The sequence below is a fragment of the Pseudomonas hamedanensis genome (assembly GCF_014268595.2).
Classification (GTDB): Bacteria; Pseudomonadota; Gammaproteobacteria; order Pseudomonadales; family Pseudomonadaceae; genus Aquipseudomonas; species Aquipseudomonas hamedanensis.
This window is the reverse complement of sequence record NZ_CP077091.1, coordinates 1,488,955-1,509,651: the sequence shown is the minus strand read 5'-3', so window position 1 is coordinate 1,509,651 and position 20,697 is coordinate 1,488,955. Positions and strand designations below refer to the sequence as shown.

General features: G+C 61.0%; 21 protein-coding genes. 9 read left to right on the top strand and 12 right to left on the bottom strand.

The annotated features are described in order from the left end of the window. Window positions 1-34: 34 nt before the first annotated feature. Entirely contained in the window at window positions 35-544 is a 510-nt protein-coding gene (locus HU739_RS06495; RefSeq protein WP_186547933.1) for a ferritin-like domain-containing protein, read from the top strand. A 49-nt stretch (window positions 545-593) separates the two neighbouring features. Here the strand turns inward: HU739_RS06495 and HU739_RS06490 are convergent, their stop codons facing one another. Next, entirely contained in the window at window positions 594-1,580 is a 987-nt protein-coding gene (locus tag HU739_RS06490) for a ribonuclease Z (RefSeq protein ID WP_186547931.1), read from the bottom strand. 242 nt (window positions 1,581-1,822) lie between these two features. Between HU739_RS06490 and HU739_RS06485 the strand changes: the two genes are divergently transcribed. The 4 genes from HU739_RS06485 (at window position 1,823) to HU739_RS26860 (ending at window position 6,035) form a co-directional block, all read left to right on the top strand. Next, window positions 1,823-3,421 carry a histidine kinase famiy protein gene (locus HU739_RS06485; protein WP_186547929.1) on the top strand — a complete coding sequence of 533 codons (1,599 nt, stop codon included), beginning with the start codon at window positions 1,823-1,825 and terminating at the stop codon, window positions 3,419-3,421. Window positions 3,422-3,495: 74 nt separating this feature from the next. Then, the gene (locus tag HU739_RS06480) at window positions 3,496-4,617 is read left to right on the top strand and encodes a M20/M25/M40 family metallo-hydrolase (protein WP_186547926.1); all 1,122 of its coding nucleotides are present in this window, start codon (window positions 3,496-3,498) and stop codon (window positions 4,615-4,617) included. A gap of 172 nt (window positions 4,618-4,789) precedes the next feature. Then, window positions 4,790-5,716, top strand: coding sequence for a Gfo/Idh/MocA family protein (locus tag HU739_RS06475; protein ID WP_186547924.1), 927 nt, complete (start codon window positions 4,790-4,792; stop codon window positions 5,714-5,716). Window positions 5,717-5,906: 190 nt separating this feature from the next. After that, entirely contained in the window at window positions 5,907-6,035 is a 129-nt protein-coding gene (locus tag HU739_RS26860) for a hypothetical protein (protein ID WP_264082156.1), read from the top strand. Between the two features lie 160 nt (window positions 6,036-6,195). Here HU739_RS26860 and HU739_RS06470 read toward each other — a convergent pair whose 3' ends face one another. Then, entirely contained in the window at window positions 6,196-6,822 is a 627-nt protein-coding gene (locus HU739_RS06470) for a helix-turn-helix domain-containing protein (RefSeq protein ID WP_186547922.1), read from the bottom strand. Between the two features lie 46 nt (window positions 6,823-6,868). Here HU739_RS06470 and HU739_RS06465 point away from each other — a divergent pair, with 46 nt between their 5' ends. Then, window positions 6,869-7,564 carry a B3/B4 domain-containing protein gene (locus tag HU739_RS06465; RefSeq protein ID WP_186547921.1) on the top strand — a complete coding sequence of 232 codons (696 nt, stop codon included), beginning with the start codon at window positions 6,869-6,871 and terminating at the stop codon, window positions 7,562-7,564. A gap of 676 nt (window positions 7,565-8,240) precedes the next feature. Here HU739_RS06465 and HU739_RS06460 read toward each other — a convergent pair. After that, window positions 8,241-8,978, bottom strand: coding sequence for an SDR family oxidoreductase (locus tag HU739_RS06460; protein ID WP_186547918.1), 738 nt, complete (start codon window positions 8,976-8,978; stop codon window positions 8,241-8,243). 115 nt (window positions 8,979-9,093) lie between these two features. Continuing rightward, entirely contained in the window at window positions 9,094-9,975 is an 882-nt protein-coding gene (locus HU739_RS06455) for a helix-turn-helix domain-containing protein (protein WP_186548080.1), read from the bottom strand. Window positions 9,976-10,234: 259 nt separating this feature from the next. Between HU739_RS06455 and HU739_RS06450 the strand changes: the two genes are divergently transcribed. Both HU739_RS06450 and HU739_RS06445 read left to right on the top strand, forming a co-directional pair. Beyond that, window positions 10,235-10,999 (top strand): SDR family NAD(P)-dependent oxidoreductase, encoded by a 765-nt coding sequence (locus HU739_RS06450; protein WP_186547916.1) that lies wholly within the window; start codon window positions 10,235-10,237, stop codon window positions 10,997-10,999. Between the two features lie 162 nt (window positions 11,000-11,161). Then, the gene (locus HU739_RS06445; protein WP_186547914.1) at window positions 11,162-12,079 is read left to right on the top strand and encodes an AraC family transcriptional regulator; all 918 of its coding nucleotides are present in this window, start codon (window positions 11,162-11,164) and stop codon (window positions 12,077-12,079) included. Window positions 12,080-12,103: 24 nt separating this feature from the next. Here HU739_RS06445 and HU739_RS06440 read toward each other — a convergent pair whose 3' ends face one another. The 6 genes from HU739_RS06440 to HU739_RS06415 all read right to left on the bottom strand — a co-directional run bounded on the left by HU739_RS06440 (window position 12,104) and on the right by HU739_RS06415 (window position 18,172). Next, entirely contained in the window at window positions 12,104-14,539 is a 2,436-nt protein-coding gene (locus HU739_RS06440; protein WP_186547912.1) for a TonB-dependent siderophore receptor, read from the bottom strand. Window positions 14,540-14,639: 100 nt separating this feature from the next. Further along, entirely contained in the window at window positions 14,640-15,608 is a 969-nt protein-coding gene (locus tag HU739_RS06435; RefSeq protein ID WP_186547910.1) for a FecR domain-containing protein, read from the bottom strand. Continuing rightward, window positions 15,605-16,111 (bottom strand): sigma-70 family RNA polymerase sigma factor, encoded by a 507-nt coding sequence (locus HU739_RS06430; RefSeq protein ID WP_186547908.1) that lies wholly within the window; start codon window positions 16,109-16,111, stop codon window positions 15,605-15,607. The genes HU739_RS06435 and HU739_RS06430 overlap by 4 nt, the downstream gene beginning before the upstream one ends. A 90-nt stretch (window positions 16,112-16,201) precedes the next feature. Next, window positions 16,202-17,131 carry a LysR family transcriptional regulator gene (locus HU739_RS06425; protein WP_186547906.1) on the bottom strand — a complete coding sequence of 310 codons (930 nt, stop codon included), beginning with the start codon at window positions 17,129-17,131 and terminating at the stop codon, window positions 16,202-16,204. A gap of 94 nt (window positions 17,132-17,225) precedes the next feature. Continuing rightward, a complete protein-coding gene (locus HU739_RS06420; RefSeq protein ID WP_186547904.1) occupies window positions 17,226-17,936 on the bottom strand; it encodes an SDR family NAD(P)-dependent oxidoreductase in 711 nt (236 codons plus the stop codon). A 26-nt stretch (window positions 17,937-17,962) separates the two neighbouring features. Beyond that, window positions 17,963-18,172, bottom strand: coding sequence for a tautomerase family protein (locus tag HU739_RS06415; protein WP_186547901.1), 210 nt, complete (start codon window positions 18,170-18,172; stop codon window positions 17,963-17,965). A gap of 779 nt (window positions 18,173-18,951) precedes the next feature. Here HU739_RS06415 and ycaC point away from each other — a divergent pair. Beyond that, window positions 18,952-19,581, top strand: a complete 630-nt coding sequence (gene ycaC, locus HU739_RS06410; protein WP_016774235.1) for an isochorismate family cysteine hydrolase YcaC — start codon at window positions 18,952-18,954, stop codon at window positions 19,579-19,581. A 50-nt stretch (window positions 19,582-19,631) separates the two neighbouring features. Here ycaC and HU739_RS06405 read toward each other — a convergent pair whose 3' ends face one another. Together HU739_RS06405 and HU739_RS06400 are read right to left on the bottom strand one after the other, a co-directional pair. Then, window positions 19,632-20,369, bottom strand: coding sequence for a Fic/DOC family protein (locus HU739_RS06405; protein ID WP_186547899.1), 738 nt, complete (start codon window positions 20,367-20,369; stop codon window positions 19,632-19,634). Continuing rightward, window positions 20,366-20,629: a hypothetical protein gene (locus HU739_RS06400; protein ID WP_186547897.1), complete on the bottom strand. Its 264-nt coding sequence runs from the start codon at window positions 20,627-20,629 to the stop codon at window positions 20,366-20,368. Before HU739_RS06400 ends, HU739_RS06405 begins: the two co-directional genes overlap by 4 nt. Between the last annotated feature and the right edge of the window lie 68 nt (window positions 20,630-20,697).

Below are 20,697 nucleotides of genomic sequence, written 5' to 3'. Positions count from 1 at the left end.
ATCACTGTGAACTCATCAAGAAGAGGATTCGATAATGGCTACTCCACAGGAAAATCTGCTCGACTGGTTGCGTGACGCCCACGCCATGGAGCAACAGGCTGAGCAGATGCTCAAGGCGCAATCCAAGCGTCTGGAACATTATCCGCAGCTCAAGGCGCGCATTGACCAGCACATCGAGGAAACCCTGGGCCAGCAGAAACTGATCGACGAATGCCTGCAACGTCTGGGCGGTGAGGCGTCGACCATGAAGGACCTGGGCGGCAAACTCATGGCCTTCGGTCAGGCAGTCGGCGGCACCTTGATGAGCGATGAAGTGATCAAGGGTGCCATGGCCGGATACGTTTTCGAGAACATGGAAATCGCCAGCTACACGGTGCTGATCGCCGCGGCGCAAGCGGCGGGCGATACCCAGACGCAAAAAGCCTGCGAGACGATTCTGCCGCAGGAAGTCGCCATGGCGCAGTGGTTGCTTGATCATCTGCCGCAACTCACCGAAGCGTTCCTGCAACGCTCGGCCGATCCCGACAAGGAAGCCAAGAAGTAACGTTGTACCCTGGCGTCCGTTCCTCCCGGGACGGACGCCGCCCCCTTTCTCAACGGCTGTCGCGCGGTTGCCGCTCGATAACCTCCGGTTGTAAATCGCCACAACGGTCCAGGTGATAGCGCTGCAAATCACGGGCGAGAATCAAGCGGCCGTGATAGTGGGCCGCCGCTTCCTGACGAACGTCTTCAATCGACGGACTCAACGCCGGATTGGCCTGGTAGCGCGCACTGAAATGCGTCAACACCAGATTACGCACGCCCACGGTTTCGGCGAAGCCGGCAATCGCGGCGGCGCTGCTGTGCCCGTAGCTGGCGCGGGTGCGGTCGATGGCCGCTTGCACGAACGTCGCTTCGTGCACCAGCACATCGGCGCCCACGGCCACTTCGGCAAGGCGTTCCGGCTGGTCGTTATCACCGCAGACAATGATCCGTCGCGCCGGCCGCGCGCTGAGCAAATAGTCTTGCGCACGCAACCAGCGCCCGGCGTATTCGACATCCTGACCATGGGCCAGTTGGCCCCAGAGCGGCCCGCGCTCGATCCCGTCGGCGGCCAGCCGCTGTACATCCAGACGCGGCTCGGGATCAGTCTCGGTGAAGACATACCCGTGGCACGGCACACGATGGGACAGCTCGACGGTGGTCACCTGCACGTTGCGATGGCGCCAGTCGCCAAGGGTCTCGACGGCGTGCAGGTGGATTTCGAACGGCAGGTGCGAGTGGGTGACGGCGAGGCTGAGCCGCAGCCATGGGTGCAGCGCGGCCGGCAGGATCACGTCCAGCGGCCGGGTACGCCCGGACATGCCGGCGCTGGCCAGCAAGCCCGGTAAACCGAGGCAGTGATCAGCATGCACATGGGTAATGAAAACGGCGCGCAACTCGCTCAGCGATAACGGCGTGCGCAGCACTTGATGCTGGGTGCCTTCCCCGCAATCGATCAGGTACCAGCCCCTGCCCGCGGCTTCGAGCAGGGCGGTGGCGCTGACGTTGCGCTGGCGTGTCGGAACGCCGGCAGAGGTGCCAAGAAACAACAAGTCCACGTGGGTTCTCCATGAAGGGATGCGGGTGATGCTTGCGCCAACAGCGGCGTGGCGGTGTTTCTGCAAGCGTCTGTCTGCCGTTCGACAACCCGGGCGCCTGTTCGGATCAACACAACATCCATTATCCGACGACGATGCAGGTCGCGGGGCGACCAACGGTTTCGCCTGTAACGCCCGCAAGCGGCACTCCGGCCGCCGCTTGCGGTCACAACGACACGTGAGCGATATACAAGGAGATTGCCTTGCGCAAACAGCCAAAGCCGGTTCTGAACAGTGCCGATGTGGCCAGTCTTTCGCACAACAGAAAAGGCCTGTTCTTCGCGGCAGTGCAAGTCAGCCGCACGGCCATGATTGTCACCGATCCCGGGCAACCGGATAACCCCATCGTGTTTGCCAACGAGGCGTTCGCCGAGCTGACGGGCTTCGCCCAGGACGAGGTGGTGGGGCGCAACTGTCGCTTTCTGCAGGGTGAGCAAACCGACAGGGCGGTGTTGCAGCGGGTCCGGGAAGCCCTGGAAAACCAGCATGAAATCTGCGTCGAAGTGCTCAACTACCGCAAGGATGGCTCGACGTTCTGGAGCGAATTGTTCATAACGCCGATATTCAACGAACACGGCAAACTGGTGTATTTCTTCGCGTCGCAACTGGACGTCAGCCGCCGCCGCGATGCCGAGAACGGCTTGCGCTACGTGCAGAGCATGGAAGCGCTGGGGCAGCTGACGGGCGGCATCGCCCACGACTTCAACAACTTGCTGCAGGTCATGATCGGCTACATCGACTTGATCCAGCACACCGCCAAACGCCCGAGCGCCGACCCGCAACGCATCGTCATGGGCGCCGGCCACGCACGCGCCGCCGCTGAAAAGGCCCGGCTGCTGACGCAACACCTGCTGGCGTTTTCGCGCCGGCAACGGCTCGAAGGCCGGGTGATCAACCTCAACGCCTTGCTCGAACGAGCAACCGTCGCCGGCCTGGACGCGCCTGAGCTGGAGCCGTGTTTCGACTTTGCCGGCGATCTGTGGAACTGCCGTCTCGACCCGGCCCAGACCGAGATGGCGTTGAACCATTTGCTGTCGAATGCGCAGGACTCGTTGCACGGCCACAGCCAGCCATTGATCACGGTGCAGACCCGCAACGTCACGGTGTCGACGCCGCTGTACGACGAGCAAAACCCGGGCCTCGCCCCGGGGCGCTACGTCAGCATCGCGGTGATTGATAACGGCGTCGGGATCCCGCACGAGGATCTCGACAAGGTGATGACGCCGTTCTTTACCACCAAGGAAGAAGGCAGCGGTCGTGGCCTCGGCCTGTCGATGGTCTATGGTTTCGCCAAGCAATCCGGCGGGGTCGCGCGCATTGAGTCGACGCCGGGCGTGGGCACGGCGGTGCGGTTGTATTTCCCTGCCGATGACAGTCAGGTCTGGGTCGAAGATCAGATGCTCGACGGCGCAAGGCTGAGCGGCACCGAGCGCATCCTGATTGTCGAGGACCGTGAAGAGGTCGCGGAGCTGGCCGAAGTGATGCTTGCCGACTACGGCTATCGCAGCGTCATTGTCCACGACGCCGCCGAGGCGCTGGCACTGCTGCAAACCACGCGCTTCGATCTGGTGTTCAGCGATCTGGTCATGCCCGGGTCGATGAATGGCGCGGCCCTGGCCCGTGAAATCGATCGCTTGTACCCCGCGACGCGCATCCTGCTTACCTCAGGCTATTCGCAGGACTCGCTGGAGCGCAGCGAAGTTGGCGGCGAGGAGTTCGAGCTGATCGCCAAACCCTACCGTCCCGGTGAACTGGCGCGAAAAATTCGCGCGGTGCTCGACGCTCCGAACAAGCCCGGCTGAATTTTTGCCGTTGATCCGGCCCTAACTTCTGAGCGCTCGGGACAGGCCCGAGGCATCACGCAAGGAGTCAAGGCATGTCGCAGACCCCGACGGACCCGGCACGGGCCGCGCACCGTGCAGAAGAACACGAAGATACCCAGGCGTTGTTGCAGCGCTTGCTGATGGCGCGCGGCCCCGGGGGCCAGGAAGACGAGGTGCGGGCGATCTGCCAGGCGCACCTGATGCGCTATTGCGACCAGACCTGGACCGATCCGGCCGGCAACGTCATCGGCCTGCTCAAGGGCCATCAGCCCGACCCGGAGTCCCGGCAGGCGGTGCGCATCATGGGGCACATGGACGAGATCGCCATGGTGGTCAAACGTGTCGAGCCTGATGGCACGTTGCGCGTGGTTGCGCTCGGCGGTGCGAACCCGGTGAATTTCGGTGTCTGTCCTGTCGATATCCTTGGTGACAACCAGACGCTTGCGGGTGTGCTGTCGTTTGGCTCGATGCACGCGACCACGGGTTCGCCGCAAGGCCAGGATGTCATGAGCGGCGCGGTGCAATGGAAGGACGTGCATGTCATCACCCGCAGCGATCCGCAGGCCTTGCACCGAATGGGCGTGCGCCCCGGCACCCGCGTGGTTCTGAGCCAGCATTGGCGCGTGCCGTTTCGTGTCGGTGATGCGCTTGCCGCGCACTTTCTCGACGACCGGGCGCCGGTGCTCGCCATGCTGCAAGCCGTCGCGCAATTGAGCCAGCGCCGTGAGCAGTTGCCGTTCGATGCGTTTTTTGTGTTCACCACCCTGGAAGAAGAGAGCAACGCCGGCGCGATGTACGCCGCCGCGCATTTACCGGGAGACACGACGATCGCCGTCGAAGTGGGCCCGGTCATGAGCGAGTACGGCACGCAGCTGAGCGTCGATCCGATCATTGATACCGGCGATCAGAAGGGCTATTACTCACGAGAGGTGGTGATGGCGCTGGCGGATGCCGCCAGACGTTGCGGCTACGTGCCACAGTTCGCGTTACTGGTGGATTTCGCCTCCGACGCCAGTGCAGTCATGAGCGCCGGGATCAGCGCGCATGCCGGGTGCCTGGCGATACCGACGGAAAACACCCACGGTTTCGAGCTGGTGGTGGACGGCGCAATCGAGGCCTGCGCGGCGACGTTGGTGGCGTATCTGACTTCGGTGCAAAGCGACGCGGCAGGTTAGGGCGGCGTGGTGCCTGATTCTGCGCTTTTGGTTGCCCGTGTATCACTGATAACCGATTTGCAGTCCGGCGAGAGCAAAGTGGCAGAGCGTGCAGTGGAACGAGTATTGACCCGCGTTTGCAGGTAATCTTTCGCGTCATCGACAAAAACAAAACATACAACAGGAGTCACTGATGCAACCGATTCGTCTCGGTCTGGTCGGCTACGGCAAGATTGCCCAGGATCAACACGTCCCCGCCATTCTCGCCAACCCGGCGTTCCGCTTGGTGTCCGTCGCCACTCAAGGCCAGCCTTGCCCCGGGGTGGAGAACTTCCAGTCACTGGGCGAATTGCTCGACAACGGCCCGGCAGTCGATGCGATTGCATTCTGCACGCCACCGCAAGGGCGCTTCGCGCTGGTCCGGCAAGCGCTGGCGGCGGGCAAGCACGTGCTGGTGGAAAAACCACCTTGCGCCACTTTGGGGGAGGCCATGGCTTTGGTCGATCAGGTTGCGCAGCAAGGTGTCAGCGGCCTGTTTGCCTGGCATTCGCGTTACGCGCCGGGCATCGCTGCTGCCCGTGACTGGCTCGCGACGCGCACATTGCAAAGCGTGCAGATTGACTGGAAGGAAGACGTGCGCAAATGGCACCCGGGCCAGGCCTGGATCTGGCAGCCCGGTGGGCTGGGCGTATTCGATCCGGGGATCAATGCCTTGTCGATTGCCACGCACCTGCTGGCGCTGCCGCTGTTCGTCGCTGCTGCCGAACTGCGCGTGCCGAGCAACTGCCAGTCGCCGATTGCCGCGTCGATCAAAATGTCCGACGCGCAACAACTGGACGTTCGTGCCGAGTTCGACTTTGACCACGGCCACGACGAACTCTGGAGCATCGAGATTCGCTGCCTTGAAGGCGTCCTGCGCCTGGACAACGGTGGTGCGCTGTTGAGCATCGACGGGGTGCGTCAGACCGTCTCGGAAGAAGGCGAGTACGCGGCGGTGTACCGTCATTTCCAGCAACTGATCGGCGACAAGGCCAGCGATCTGGATCTGCAGCCGTTGCGCCTGGTGGCGGACAGTTTCTTTGTCGGCAGCCGCGAACCGGTTGCGCCGTTTTACGACTGACAGGGTTGGGTAGAGGGCGGCGAGGGCGTAAACGCTTTCGCCGGCCATACCTCTTCGCTGGCCCTGCAAGCTTGAGCGCATTCGTCGCCGGGCACTGATTGAATTCGAACTCCGGCGCGGCAGGCGCCTCCATTCAAGTGAGGCGTTCGCGCTCCTCGCGCGAGACCGTAATCAGATCGGAGATTTCGACATGGACACTGATGAAAATGAAAACAGCGACGTGCCACTGCCGCCTGACGATGAGGCACCCGTCGACGAAGACATGGCGGATGTAGACGCGACCAATTCGGTGGCAACCGAGCATCCCAAGCCTGAATGATCGCTCGCTGCGGGCACTGGGCTTACCACTGCGGTGAATGAGCCGGTCTCTTCGTGAGCAGGCTCACTCCCACAGGGATTTTGGCGGGTGATCAGGATGTGCGCCGCGCCGACGGACCTGTGGGAGCGGGCGGTCAGTTCCTTCTCCCCGCCGGCCGCGGCTAGGGTGAAGGGTTTTCCCTGGCATTCTGATGCAGTTCTGTCACCGACATCGTGAAGACCAGTTTCGACCGCCCGAGGTTGGCATACCCATGCGCCACGTCCGTCCGCGCTACCGCCGAACATCCAGGTCCGACAATCAGTTCAGCATCGCCCACCTTCAAATGCAGCGTGCCTTTCTCGACATGAAAAAGCTCTGTGGTGCCATGCGGATGCCCGGCTGAAGAGAACGACTCGCCGGGAAACAGCTCCCAGCGCCACAGCTCGAGCATGTTCGGGCCGCTGGTGCCCGCGAGCAGTCGCGCCGATCCGCCCAGCTCACCGGTCCACAGCGTCGGAATGTCCTGACTGTCGATCAGGTGCGCTGCCGGCGTATCGGCGACGTTGACGAAGTCCGCCACGGACAGCCCCAGCGCCGCCGCGATTTTGCACAGGGTCGCGATGCTCGGATTGGCCGAGCCTTTCTCGATCTCGACCACCATGCCTTTGCTCACGCCGGAGCGCCGCGACAGTTCGTCGAGCGTGATGCTCTGTTGTTTGCGCGCCTGTTTGAGCGTGCGGGAAACCGCGGCGCTGACGGTCTGGACATCGGCGCCGGCCTCGGTCGATATATTGACTTTATTGGTCATTGATCGCTAGCATCTTTGCAAATTCAGGTATGAGGGGGATTCTGGGATGCTGTCTGTCGTGCCGTCAATCGATCCGGCTGTTGCGCAACTGGCGCCGGGGTTCAGAGCGCTGAGTATTGTCGTGCAGGCCGCGCCGATTACTCAGGCTTATGTGGCGGGTGAAGCCCTGGCCCAGGCCTGCCAGAGTGTCGCCGCCGGTGGTCCGGCGTGGGCGCCTGCGCACTTGCAGGCCTGGGCCGATGTGTTCCGCCAGTTCGGCGCCAAGCCGCAGCGTACGCCCTGTTCGGCCGAAGCGCTGCGCAAGCGTGTGCTACGTGACGGCAACTTGCCGAGCATCGATCCGGTGGTCGATTTGTACAACGCCATCAGCCTCGAGTACGCGATTCCCGTGGGCGGCGAGAACGCTGAAGCTTACGTCGGCTCGCCGCGCCTGGTCGTCGCCGATGGCAGCGAGCCGTTCGATACGATGAAAGAAGGCCAGCCCGCGCATGAATTCCCGGACGCTGGCGAAGTGGTCTGGCGCGACGATCAGGGCGTGACCTGCCGGCGCTGGAACTGGCGCCAGGGCGTGCGAACCCGCCTCGATGCGCAGGCGCAGCAGATGTGGTTCATCCTCGAAAGCCTGCCGGCCATGCCGCTGGAAGCGCTGACCGAAGCCGGCGACAAGCTCATCGAAGGGTTGCAGCAGATGATGCCCGGCGCTGAAATCGAAAGCATGCTGATCGGGCCGGGGGCACGTTAGGTCAAACGGCGTGCGAGCCTGTTTCGTCAGCAGCAACGCGATTCCCTGTGGGAGTGGGCTTGCCCGCGAAGGCGGCGGCATATTCAACATCTTTGCTGACTGACCCACCGCTTTCGCGAGCAAGCCCGCTCCTACAATGGTTTCGTGTTGACCATTGATTTGGTGGTGCCACAAAACCCTGTGGGAGTGGGCTTGCTCGCGAAGGTGGCGGCACTTCCAACATCCTTGCTGACTGACCCACCGCTTTCGCGAGCAGGCTCACTCCTACAATGGTCCGTGTTGACCATTGATTTGGTGGTGCCACAAAACCCTTGGGAGCGGGCTTGCCCGCGAAGGCGGCGGCACATCCAACATCTTTATTGACTGACCCACCGCTTTCGCGAGCAGGCTCACTCCCACAATGTTGCGTGTTGACCATTGATTTGGTGCCACAAACCCCTGTGGGAGCGGGCTTGCCCGCGAAGGCGGCGGCACATCCAACATCTTTGCTGACTGATCCACCGCTTTCGCGAGCAAGCCCGCTCCCACAATGGTCCGTGTTGACCATGATTTGGTGGTGCCACAAAACCCCTGTGGGAGCGGGCTTGCCCGCGAAGGCGGCGGCATATTCAACATCTTTATTGACTGACCCACCGCTTTCGCGAGCAAGCCCGCTCCCACAAATTTACGCTTGGCCTCAGTAAGGGCTAGCCGTCGGGCGCACGATCAGTTCGCTGACGTCGACGTCCGCTGGTTGTTCGACGGCGTAGGCAATCGCGCGGGCGATGGCTTCGGCGGGGATGGCGATCTTGCGGAAGGATTTCATTTCAGCGCGGCCGCTTTCGTCGGAAATGCTGTCGGCCAGTTCCGATTCGGTCACGCCCGGTGCGATGACGGTCACACGGATATCGCCGCCGACTTCCTGGCGCAAGCCTTCGGAAATGGCCCGGACCGCGTACTTGGTCGCGCAGTACACCGCAGCGGTGGGGCTGACGGCATAGGCGCCGATCGAGGCGATGTTGATGATCTGCCCGGCGCGCTGGCGCTGCATCAACGGCAGGGTGGCGGCGATGCCATGGAGCACGCCACGGATGTTGACGTCGATCATGCGGTTCCACTCATCGACCTTCAGCGCGTCCAGCCGCGACAAGGGCATCACGCCAGCGTTGTTGACCAGCACATCGACGCGGCCGTAGTGCTCGACGGCATAATCGACAAAGCGCTGCACATCCTGCTGATCGGTGACATCCAGCGCCCGGAACTGCGCGTGGCCACCGGCGCTGTTGATCTCTTCAGCAATCACTGCCAGACGCTCTGTGCGCCGCGCCCCCAGCACGACTTTAGCGCCACGGCTGGCGAGCAGGCGCGCGGTGGCTTCGCCGATGCCGCTGCTGGCGCCGGTAATCACGATCACTTTGTCTTGAATGTTCAGCATGATGTCGTCCTCTTCAGTGTGCCCGGGAGTGGGCTTGAAAGAAGATTAAGCGGCCTGATTCATGCCTTATTAATCGATTCCTCCACGGCATTTGCCCAATTCTGCTGCATCGCTTTCAGACACTGCGCGGGGCGTCGCGGTAGGCGCTGGGGGTGACGCCGACTTCGCGGCGGAACACTTGAGAGAAGTGGCTGGGGCTGGAATAGCCGACCTCCAGGCCAATGTCGATCACGCTGCGCGCAGTCTCTACCAATAGGCGCCGAGCGCGGCCCATGCGCAGGCGGATGAAGTACTGCGAGGGCGATAGACCCGTGGCGCGTTTGAAGGTGCGGCTGAAATGGTAGTCGCTCAGCTCAGCGATGCCGGCTAAATGACTGAGGCTGAAATTTTCAGCCAGATTCACGTTCATGGCTTCGATCACCCGGCGCAGTTTGTAGGCGGGCAGGGCGTTGTCGCGACGGGGGTTGCTGTCCGGGTCTAGATAATGACGCAGCAGATGGATCGCCAACGCCTGGGCCAGACTGTGCACCAACAGTGCGCTGGGCTGGCGCTGCTCGGTCAGTTCGATGCGCAGTTGGTTGAGAATAAAACTGACCTGCTCGTCACGCGCGCCGGACACATCGACAAACGTCACCGCGCCGGCCTGCTCGCCGAACGCTTCGCGGGCCGCTTGTTCGATCAGGCCCAGGCCGAGATAAAGGTGCATCACTTCGAAGACCTCGCAGCCTTCGGTCTGCCAACGCATTTCATAGGGTTCGCGGGTATTGGTCAGGAAAAAATCGCCAGCCGTGACCCGGCTCGCCTGCCATTCGCCGCCCAATGAACGTTCCTCGACCCGCGCGGTGCCGGCCAATACCAAAACCAGCAGCGGTTCGGCCACGCATGGCACGCGGATCGGCTCAAGCAAAGTCTGATGGCGGAACAACTGCACCACCGCATCCTTGATCTGCGGCCGGGGCGTCGTCGTTTCCGCGACACCGGGCAGGTGCGCCGGCATGGCTTCGGCAGCGATGCGTGCGGGTTGGCTGACTGTCGGCGTTGCAGGACTGGCAGAGGACACAGGACGCTCCATGAAAAGCTTCGGCCGCGGATGATTTTTGAAGGTTAGGGCGGTTGAAAAACAAACGCCAGCGCAAAACTCCGACAGTCCCGGCAAGCACCCAAAAGCCCGGCACCGGGCATTGCGCGACAGTGAAGCCGTGTTGACGACAGCGCCGTATCGGCGCCACACCGATTCGCTATCGAGGAAAAAAACCATGACTGATATCAACCACACCCTGCCACAAGAAGTCGCCGGCAAAATTGCACTGGTCACTGGCGCGGCCAGTGGCATCGGCAAGGCGATTGCGCTGATGCTGCACACCCGCGGCGCCAAGGTGATCGCCGAAGACCGCAACCCGGCCGTCGAAGCACTGGCCCGTCCCGGTCTGGTGCCGCTGGTGGCGGACATTACCGAAGATGGCGCCGCCGAACGCGCGGTGGGCTTGGCCGTCGAGCAGTTTGGGCGGCTGGATATTCTGGTCAACAATGCCGGGATCATTATCAACAAAGCAGTGATCGACATGAGCCGCGAGGACTGGGAAAAAATCCAGGCGGTCAACGCCACGGCAGCTTTCCTGCACTGCCGCGAAGCGGTCAAGGCGATGATCCCGAACAAGTCCGGTGCCATCGTCAATATCGCCTCCTATGCCTCGTACTTCGCGTTCCCGACCATTGCCGCCTACACCGCCTCGAAAGGTGCGCTGGCGCAATTGACCCGCACGCTGGCGCTGGAAGTCATCGAACACGGCATTCGTGTGAATGCCATCGGCGTCGGCGATGTGGTGACCAATATCCTCAATGATGTGGTCGAGGACGGCCCGGGATTCCTTGCGCAGCACGGCGAGGCGGCGCCCATCGGTCGTGCCGCACAACCGGAGGAAATCGCCGAGATCGTGACTTTTCTCGCCTCCGAGCGTGCCAGTTTCATGGTCGGCTCGGTGGTCATGGCCGATGGCGGCATGACGGTGACGGCGGGCTGATCGCAGCACCAAAAAGCCTTGGGAGCGCGAAGTCGCGCTTCCGAGGCTTTTACGCAGAATCAGGCAAATCTGCAGCATCTTTGATCTAGCCGGCGCTTGGTAAAACTGGCTAATCTTCATCCGCAGTTGACCCACCATCGTCTGCTTTCGAGGCCCTTTTGCATGGATAACCACGACGCTTCCATCCTCCACGACACGGCGGTGTATCGCGCCGAGCTGGTGCGCCTGCTGACCCAGCGTTTCGACGCGCCGGGCACCTACGAAACCGCGATTGCGCCGCTGCACGTGATCCGTCTCGATGGACCGTCCGAGTTGATCCATGTCGTGCATCGTCCGGCGCTGTGCCTGATCGTGCAAGGGCGCAAGGAAGTCGGGCTGGGTGACGAACGCTTTCTGTACGACCCGCTGAATTATCTGGTGGTGTCGGTGACGTTACCGGTGTCGGGCCGGGTGATCGAAGCCTCGCCCGAGGCGCCGTACTTTTGCGTACGGCTGGATTTCGATCCGGCGCAACTGACGCAACTGATTGCCGAATCGCCGCTGACTGGCATCCCGCAGGAAACCGGACGCGGGATGTTTCTCGACAAGATCGATGTAACCCTGCTCGACACCATGCTGCGTCTGGTGCGTCTGCTGGATAACCCGCGCGACATCGGCATGCTCGCGCCGATGGCGTTGCGCGAGCTGTATTACCGCCTGCTGCGCGGTCAGCACGGCCATTTGCTCTATGAAATCGCCGTCAGCGATTCGCAGACCCATCGGGTCACGCGGGCTATCGACTGGCTGAATAAACATTTCACCGAGCCGCTGCGCATCGACGCCCTGGCGCAGGTGGCCAGCCTGAGCAACTCGGCGCTGCACCATCGCTTCAAAGCCGTGACGGCCATGAGTCCGCTGCAGTATCAAAAACAGCTGCGCCTGCAGGAGGCGCGGCGGCTGATCATCAACGAAGGGCTGGACGTGTCCAGCGCCTGCTACCGCGTCGGCTACGAAAGTGCGTCGCAGTTCAGCCGCGAGTACAACCGCCAGTTCGGTTGCCCGCCGTCGAAGGAACTCAGCCGCCTGCGCCAGACCGGTTGATCGCCGCTACGTTGAGGTGCGGATTCAGAACGTCGGTGTGTACTTCACGCTAAACATCACATTGCGCGGATCGCCGAAGTTGTTGTTGCCGTTAAGCTGGTTGTAAGCGGCGGTGTAGTAGCGCTTGTCAAACAGGTTGTTGGCGTTCAGTGCCAGGCCGATTTCTTCGCTCAACTGGTAGCCCAGACGAGCACTCCATACTGTGTAGCCGGCAACGTCATAGGTGTGTTCATAACCGAGCGTATGGCTCTGGGTGGTAAAACCCAGCCCTGTGCTGACACGGTTCCAGTCACCGCTCCATTGGTAATCGCCCCATACCCGCAACATATGCTTGGGCGTCCAGGTGCTGAAGACTTTGCCTTCGTTGGCCGGGTCGTCAAGGTACTGGGTGGTGTTGTAGGTGTAGCCGGCGAACAGTTGCAGGCCCGTCAACACTTCGCCACTTATTTCCGCTTCGATGCCCTGGCTGCGCACCTTGCCGGCGGCGGTGGAGCAATACCAGCCGTCGCAGGCCATACCCGAGGCCAGGTCGTTGACCGCACGGTTTTCCTGGTCGTAACGGAACAACGCCAGCGAGGTGTTAACGCGGCCATCAAGCAATTCGCCCTTGAGGCCCACTTCGTAGTTGCTGCCGACCACCGGTTTCAGTGTCTGGCCACCTGCATCGCGATTGGTCTGCGGTTCGAACACATCGGTGTAACTGGCATATACCGCCCATTCGCGACTCAAGTCGTAGACGATGCCGGCGTAGGGCGTAACCACGCCGGTTTCCTTGGCGGTACTGTCAGGGGCGGGGGTGACGACATCGCTGAATGCCATCCGCGTTGCCGACTGATAGCTGAAGTCATATCCGCTGACCCGTGACCCGAGGACCAGCGTCAATGGCTCGATCGGTTTGACTCGCCAGCTGCCATACAGGCCTTTCTGCCTGATCTCGTACTGGCTCGGCGTGGCGCGGCCGCCCGGGGTATTGAGCAAGCCTTCATAGCTGATGGACGGGCGGTCGTGGTTAATGTCGAAGATCGTGTCAGTGGCGCTGTTATTGAAGGTACGGGCGAATTTATCGTCGGAGGTGTACTTGGCGTAGTTGCCGCCAATCATGACTTCATGAGCCATGGACAGCGCTTCGAAGTGGCCGATGAGGTTCATGTCCAGACCGAGCTTGCTCGCGTCGAAATCCGTGACGAAGTCGGCGTATTGAATGCCGCTGCCGTCGGCCTTGAGGCCATTGCCGCTGGTTTGCAGCCGCTGGTTTCTACCCTGGTTGGTTTCGCTCATGTGCACCGCGCCGGTCTTGAAGGTCCAGTCGTCGTTGAATCGGTGCTCCAGATCGGCATACAGCGTTGTCACCTCGATGTCTTGATGGTTCCAGCGTGCGCCGGTATAGGTCGAGCGTGGCACGTTCACAGGCTTGCCGTCGCTGTAGCGGGGCAGGCCGCGGATCATCGGGCGGGACTCATTATCGGAATGGCTGACGGCCAGGCCAAGGGTCGTATCGTCGCGCAGGTCCATATCGAGCGCGCCGTAGAGCGAATGGGTTTTGCTCCATTCGTAATCGATGAACGACTGGCTCTGGTCTTCGTCGGCGACGAAACGCCCGCGCACCGTGCCGCTCTGGTTCAGCGGCCCGCCCGCATCCAGTTGCAGGCCGTAATGGTCCCACGATCCGGCCTTGGCGGTGACGGTCACGGTCGGTGCGTTTTGCCCGCGCTTGCGCACCAGATTGATTGCGCCGCCCGGGCTGCCGGCGCCCTGCAACAGGCCTGAGGCGCCGCGCAGCACTTCCATGCGGTCGAAAAAAATCAGGTCCTGGGTCGCCCAATTGCCCAAGGCGTAAGTGTTGCGCGGGATCGGCACGCCGTCGTATTGCCAGTCATCGATCTGAAAGCCGCGCGAGGTGAGGATCATGCCTTGGCCGACACCCTGAACGCCGACCAGGCCGGTGGTCTTGTTGGCCGCGTCTTTGAGATCGGTGAGGTCCTGATCGTCCATTTGCTTGCGGGTCATCACCGTGACCGATTGCGGAATTTCCTTGAGCGTGTGTGTGCCTTTGCCGAGGGTCACGGCCCGTGCGGCGTACGAGCCGGAGTGTTCGGTGGTGGCGTCGTAGCTGCGTTCGACGATAGTCGTCGCACCCAATTGCAGCACATCGCTGGCGGCCACCGGTTCGACGCTGAAGTTACCTTGCCCGGTGATGCGCAGTTGCAGGCCGCTACCTGCCAGCGCCTGTTCCAGCGCCTGCTGCGCCGGCATCCGGCCGATCACCGCGGGCGCTTGCTTGCCTTGTACCAGCGCAGGCTCCAGCGAAATGATCCGACCGCTCTGGGCGGCAATCGCATTGAGCGTGCGCGCGAGCGGGCCGGCCGGCAGGTTGAAACTCAGCTCCTGGGCCTGTACAGGGCTCACCAGAGCAGCGAGGGCGACGGATACGCAGAGGGAACGGGGCCACGTGTTGAGCACAACAATCTCCTGATTATGTGGAAGTGTCAGGAGATAGGTGCGATGAGAAATGAAAACCGGACACGAACAGGAATGATTTTCATCAAAACGTTATTTCCGGTCACTTTTTGCTGATCAACGTCAGCCAGGGCCCGTAGTGATCGACACGAATCGGCAGGGTTTCGGTCAAGGCGACAAACGACCGGTCGGCGTCGTCCAGCGGGAACACACCTTGTACGCGTAACCCGCGAATCTCCGGTGCCACACGCACGAGACCGCGACGGTAGGGGCGCAAGGCATCGACCACCTGCTCGAGGGATTCGTCCAGCACACTCAATCGCCCGTTCAACCATTCGACACGGTTGCGCTGATCGTCGCCCGCCAGTTTGAGACTGCCGGGGTAGAGCAGCGCTGCCTGGCCCTCTTTGACTACCTGCGTGGTGCCGTCGAAGAGCCGCGCCTGGACCGAATGCTGCAAGACCACCAGGCGACTGGCGTCGGGCTCCTGCGCGACCAGAAAGCGCGTGCCCAGTGCGCGCATTTCGCCTTGGGCGGTGCGCACGATCAGCGGCCTTTGCGGATCGGGTGCGACATCGATCACCAGTTCGCCATGGCGCAAAATGACCAGTCGCTGTCTGTCGTCGAAACGCAGGTCCACAGCACTTTGAGCGTTCAGGCTCAGGTGACTACCGTCTGCCAGATCGAACGTCTGACGCTGGCCGCGTCCGGTGTGCAAGTCAGCCAGCAGCGACTCGCCGAATCGACTGCGGGCACCGAGCCACAGACCGCCGCCGACCAAACCCAGCCCGGCGAACACGCGCAAGACGTCGCGCCGCGAAGTGTGCGGTTGCAATAAGACGTGTCGGGCTTCGCTGGCCTGTCCAGGCAAGCGCCGATCCAGCGCGCGCACGGTGCTTAATGACGGGCCAAGCCGCTCCTGCAGGTTTTTCCAGGCCTGGCCGTGAGCGTCGTTCAGTGCCAGCCAGGCGTCGAAGCGTGCCTGTAGCGCGGCATCCGGTGTGCCGGCGTTGAGCTTGACCATCCAGTCCAGGGCTTGCTCAATCACCGGGTCCAGGCGCGGCTTGCTCATGGTTGCACGTCGCTCAGGTAGCACTGGCGCAGGGCCTGTTTCATATAGCGGCTGACGGTACGCTCCGACAGTCCGAGTTTCTGCGCAATCGCGACGTAACTCATACCGTCCAGCTGGCTATAGAGGAACGTTGCTTTGACCAACCTCGGCAATCCGTCGAGCGCACGGTCGATGGCGACCAGTGCTTCCATCAGTTGCAGTTGTTCTTCCGGGGAGGGCGCGAGTGCCTCGGGCAGGGCGGACAGGCGCTCGAGGTAAGCCAGTTGCAGTTTGCGCCGCCGATGACGATCGAAGATCAACCGGCGCGCGATGGTCGACAGGTAAGCGCGCGGTTGCGCAATGGTGTCGGGATCGACCCGCGCGGCCAGCAATTGGCAAAAGGTATCGGCGGCGGTGTCCTCGGCGTCGGCACGATTGCCCAGATGCCGGTTGATGTGCTGAAGCAGCCAGCGATGATGATCGCTGAAGAAGAAACCCAGCTTGCTGGACGGAGAAGATGGCACTGGCGGGCTTTCCAGATGTTAGTGAGAATCCGTCTCAATACTACCGGGGAGCCACGCAACGGCGCAATCAGTCTGTCGCCGGACGGGTCGTTATCCTCGGCGTCCCGCCCATTCATCGCGAAATCCCAACAGAAAATCGACAAACGCCCGCACCCGCTGCGGCACATAGCGGCCGTGCGGGTAGAGCAAGGTATACGGCCGCGAACGCCCGGCGTACGGCTGCAGCACTTCAACCAGCCGACCATCGGCCAGTTCCTGCTCAACGATGAACCGGTAAGTTTGAAAAAGCCCAGCGCCGTGTTTGGCCAGGGTGACGCCGCCGAGCACATCGTCGGAGCAGGAATAACCACCGTCCGAAACCACTTCACGATCCCGACCGTTTTCCTGAAACAGCCAGGAAATCCGCCGGCCACTGCTGGGCAATTCGAACTGGATGCACTCATGCGCGGTGAGTTCGTCGAGGGTCTGCGGGGTGCCGGCCTTTTGCAAATACCCGGGGGAGGCGACCACCACCAGGCTGGCGTCTTCCAGTAGCCGCGCGATCAGGCTCGAGTCTGGTTGTGCGCGCACGCGGATCGCCAGGTCATAGCCTTCTTCGACGAAGTCGATATTGCGATTGCCCAAGTGCACGTCGACCGTGACCTCTGGGTACAACGCACGAAATGTCGGCAGCAGCGGCAGGATGCGGTGATGACCGTAAGTGGTCGGCAGGCTGATGCGCAATCGCCCTGACGGCGAGGTTTGCGCGCCCATGACTTCCTGCTGGGCTTCGACCAGTTGGGTCAGGGCCTGGCTGCATTGCTCGAAGAAGGTGCGGCCGGCGTCGGTCAAGCGAATGCTGCGGGTGGTTCGGGCAAACAATCGCGAACCCAGGCGTTGCTCCAGACGCAGGATCGACCGACTCACCGCCGCAGGCGTGACCCCGGCCAGTTGCGCGGCGGCGGTGAAGCTGCCGGCTTCGGCGGCCAGGCAAAACAGTTCGATACTGCCTAACTGCAAGTCTTCAAAATGGCGTTTCATTGTGGCTCGCACCAAGGATCGACGGACGTTCATCCTCTGTGTACCACAACGAACGATACCGCCGGTACACACCGGCGGTATGGCAGGGTTTCGATCAATGACCGGCGCTCTGACCGCCATCGACGTGGAGGATCTCGCCAGTGACGAAATTCGCGCTGTCCAGGTAGAGAATCGCTTGCACGATATCGTCAATCTCGCCCATGTGCCCGACCGGGTGCAGGCTGCCCAGCGCCTGGTGGGTTTCTTCGGCATGCATCGGCGTTTTGATGATGCCCGGCGACACAGCGTTGACCCGAATACCGCGCTTGGCGTACTCGATGGCCAGGGATTTGGTCGCCGCGTTGATGCCGCCCTTGGTCAGCGAGGCGAGTACCGACGGCACGCCATCAATTGCATGGTCGACCAGGCTGGTGGTCACGCTGACGATGTGGCCGCTGCCGTGCTTTTCCATCTCGCCGACGGCCAATTGCGAGATGTAAAAAAAGCCGCTCATGTTGATTGCCACGACCTGTGCATAGTCCGCTTGGCTGTAGGCGGTAAATGGCTTGGCCAGAAAAATCCCGGCATTGTTGATCAGCGTATCGACGCGACCGAAGCGGGCCACGGCGGCGCGAATCACCCGCTCGGCGGTTTGGGGATCGGCGATGTCACCGGCGACGGTCAGAACGTCCGGGTCACTCGATTCTTTGATCGAACGCGAGGTTGCGACCACTTGATGGCCGAGAGCGCGAAATGCTGCAACCAGACCTGCACCAATGCCTTGCGAGGCGCCGGTGATGACAACAACTTTTTTGGATGTGCTCATGATGGTTTCCTCAAGGATATAAAGGGTTAAAGGCCGGCCAAGTCTTTGCGGTATTGCGTGGTGGTCATGCCGGCATAACCCCAGTTATCGGTGTCCACTTCGTCGATGACGATGTGCGTGAGCTTCGGGTCCTTGTTGAGCACGCGCTCCAGGGTCTCGGTGAATTCCTTGATCACCTGGGCTTTCTGTTCGGCGGTGACGCCGTCGCGGGTGATGCGTACGTTGATGAAAGGCATGGGAAGTCGCTCCAATCGCTGACCCGTCGGGATGGCGGGTGGCTGTTGGAGTGGACTTTAGGAAGTTGCGGCGAGTTGATAAATGGGGGCTTGGGTACTTCATTTGTACTGTGGTGTATCTAATGGGCTGCACCCCAAGCGTGCCTTTGTAGGAGTGAGCCTGCTCGCGATAGCGTTAACCCAGTCAATGAAGATACCGAATGTGTAGACGCCATCGCGAGCAGGCTCACTCCTACAGGTTTTGCATTCATTCACACATCTGCCATTCAGCGCAGATCCACTGTGGGAGAGGGCTTGCTCGCGAAAGGGCCGGCACATCCAACATCGATGTCGCCTGACACTCCGTCTTCGCGGGCAAGCCCGCTCCCACAGGGTTTTGCATTCATTCACACATCTGCCATTCAGTGCAGATCCACTGTGGGAGCGAGCCTGCTCGCGAAAGGGCTGGCACATCCAGCATCAGTGTCGTCTGACACTCCGCCTTCGCGAGCAAGCCCGCTCCCACAGGGTTTTGCAGTCATTCACACATCTGCCATTCAGTGCAGATCCACTGTGGGAGCGAGCTTGCTCGCGAAAGGGCCGGCACATCCAGCATCAGTGTCGTCTGACACTCCGCCTTCGCGAGCAGGCTCACTCCTACAAGAGGCAATTTTCGATTGTCCCGTTTGAGTGGACGGTGTAACGCTTTTCAGCCGATTTATCCCTTTGCTGTGCGTCAGTAATCTGTACCCAACTTGAACGCAACAACAACTTCAGACAATCAAAAAGGGATGCACACCATGACCACTCCAACCTACAACCGCCTGAACAAAGACGACGCAATCGTGCTGCTGGTTGACCACCAGACCGGTCTGATCTCGCTGGTGCAGGACTTCTCGCCGAACGAGTTCAAGAACAACGTGCTGGCGCTGGCCGACCTGGCGAAGTTCTTCGACCTGCCGACCATCCTCACCACCAGCTTCGAACAAGGCCCGAATGGCCCGCTGGTGCCAGAGTTGAAAGAGATGTTCCCGGACGCGCCGTACATCGCTCGCCCAGGTCAGATCAACGCTTGGGACAACGAAGATTTCGTCAAGGCGATCAAGGCTACCGGTCGCAAGCAAATCATCATTGCCGGTGTCGTGACGGATGTGTGTGTGGCGTTCCCGACCCTGTCGGCGCTGGCGGAAGGCTTTGATGTGTTCGTGGTCACCGATGCCTCCGGCACCTTCAACACCACTGTGCAGCAAGCCGCGTGGAGCCGCATGACCCAGGCCGGTGCACAGATGATGAATTGGTTCTCGGTGGCCTGTGAGCTGCACCGCGACTGGCGCAACGACATCGAAGGGCTGGGCAACCTGCTGTCGCAGCGGATCCCCAACTATCGCAACCTGATGAACAGCTACTCGGCGCTGACGCAGCAGAAGTAACTTCACCAGCAACGCAAAAGCCTGCTTTTAACAGCAGGCTTTTTGCGTTTTCACTCGATTGGCTGCGTTCTGTAGGTTTTATACAACCGCTGGATTTCGGGATTGTCGAGGTTGGCGTAAATGATCCCTTCCTTATCCAAGCCGTCCAGCCCCTTAATACCGCCAATGACTTCAGGCCAATCCTCACGGCTGGAGATGTCTACGACATAAGGCTTCAAATAACTATCCAAATGGCCTCTGAAGGGATCGCGGATTTCGTCGCTGAGCGCCCGTAAATAAGCATCTTTGTTGGTCTTCGACCAATCGATGGCAAACTTGCCTCGATAGCACAGTTCCATGTAAACGAGCAGAATCGTCCGTCCGTTGCCATCCAGAAACGGATGAGCAGAAGCCAATTGGCCCATTACCTCGCCAGGTCGGTCTCGAAAGCGTTTTTTGTTCGCGGCGAGCTCAAGCGCATACTCGATAGACCTTTTAATCAGTTCAGGTCGTTCGAAGGGCGTGTGATGCGGATCGTCTTGCGATCCTTTGAAAACCGCCAAATGGGGAACCAGTACATTCCTGTCTTTGCCTGCCCAAGGGTAGAAGCCGGAAAAAAGGATCTCGTGGGTTTTAAGTACCGCTTTGTAGTCAATAGGTCTTTTTTTTGCCAGATACGCAAGGACTTCTTCGATACTGGCCTCGAAAGCCAGATGTTCCGATTCCTTGACTTCAACAGGGTCTTTCAACTGAAGCGAGTTGCGAAGGTAGCCCTCAGTTGCGAAATCGCCGAAGGGGTCGAACGTCATGCGCGAAGTTGCTCTTTCGAACGCCTCTTCTCTTGAAGGTAACGTCCCTGCAGGGTCATGATTTCTGCCTTGTTCAATACACCCTTTCTTTTCAGATTGACGAGCAGTTGCTCGACACTGTCGAGTTCTACCGCATCGCCGGCTAGCCGCGTAATGGTCAATGCCATACGACTCAGGCCGTCACGCTCGGCGCCGACCTTGTGCTTTTTTGCAAGCTTGCGAACTTCGCTCGCGACGCTGTCAGTGGCTGATTCGGCCATTTTTAACCCCTCTTTTTCTCCATCGGAGCATAGCATGGCGTCGTTCCGGCGGAGAAACCGTCGAGCAT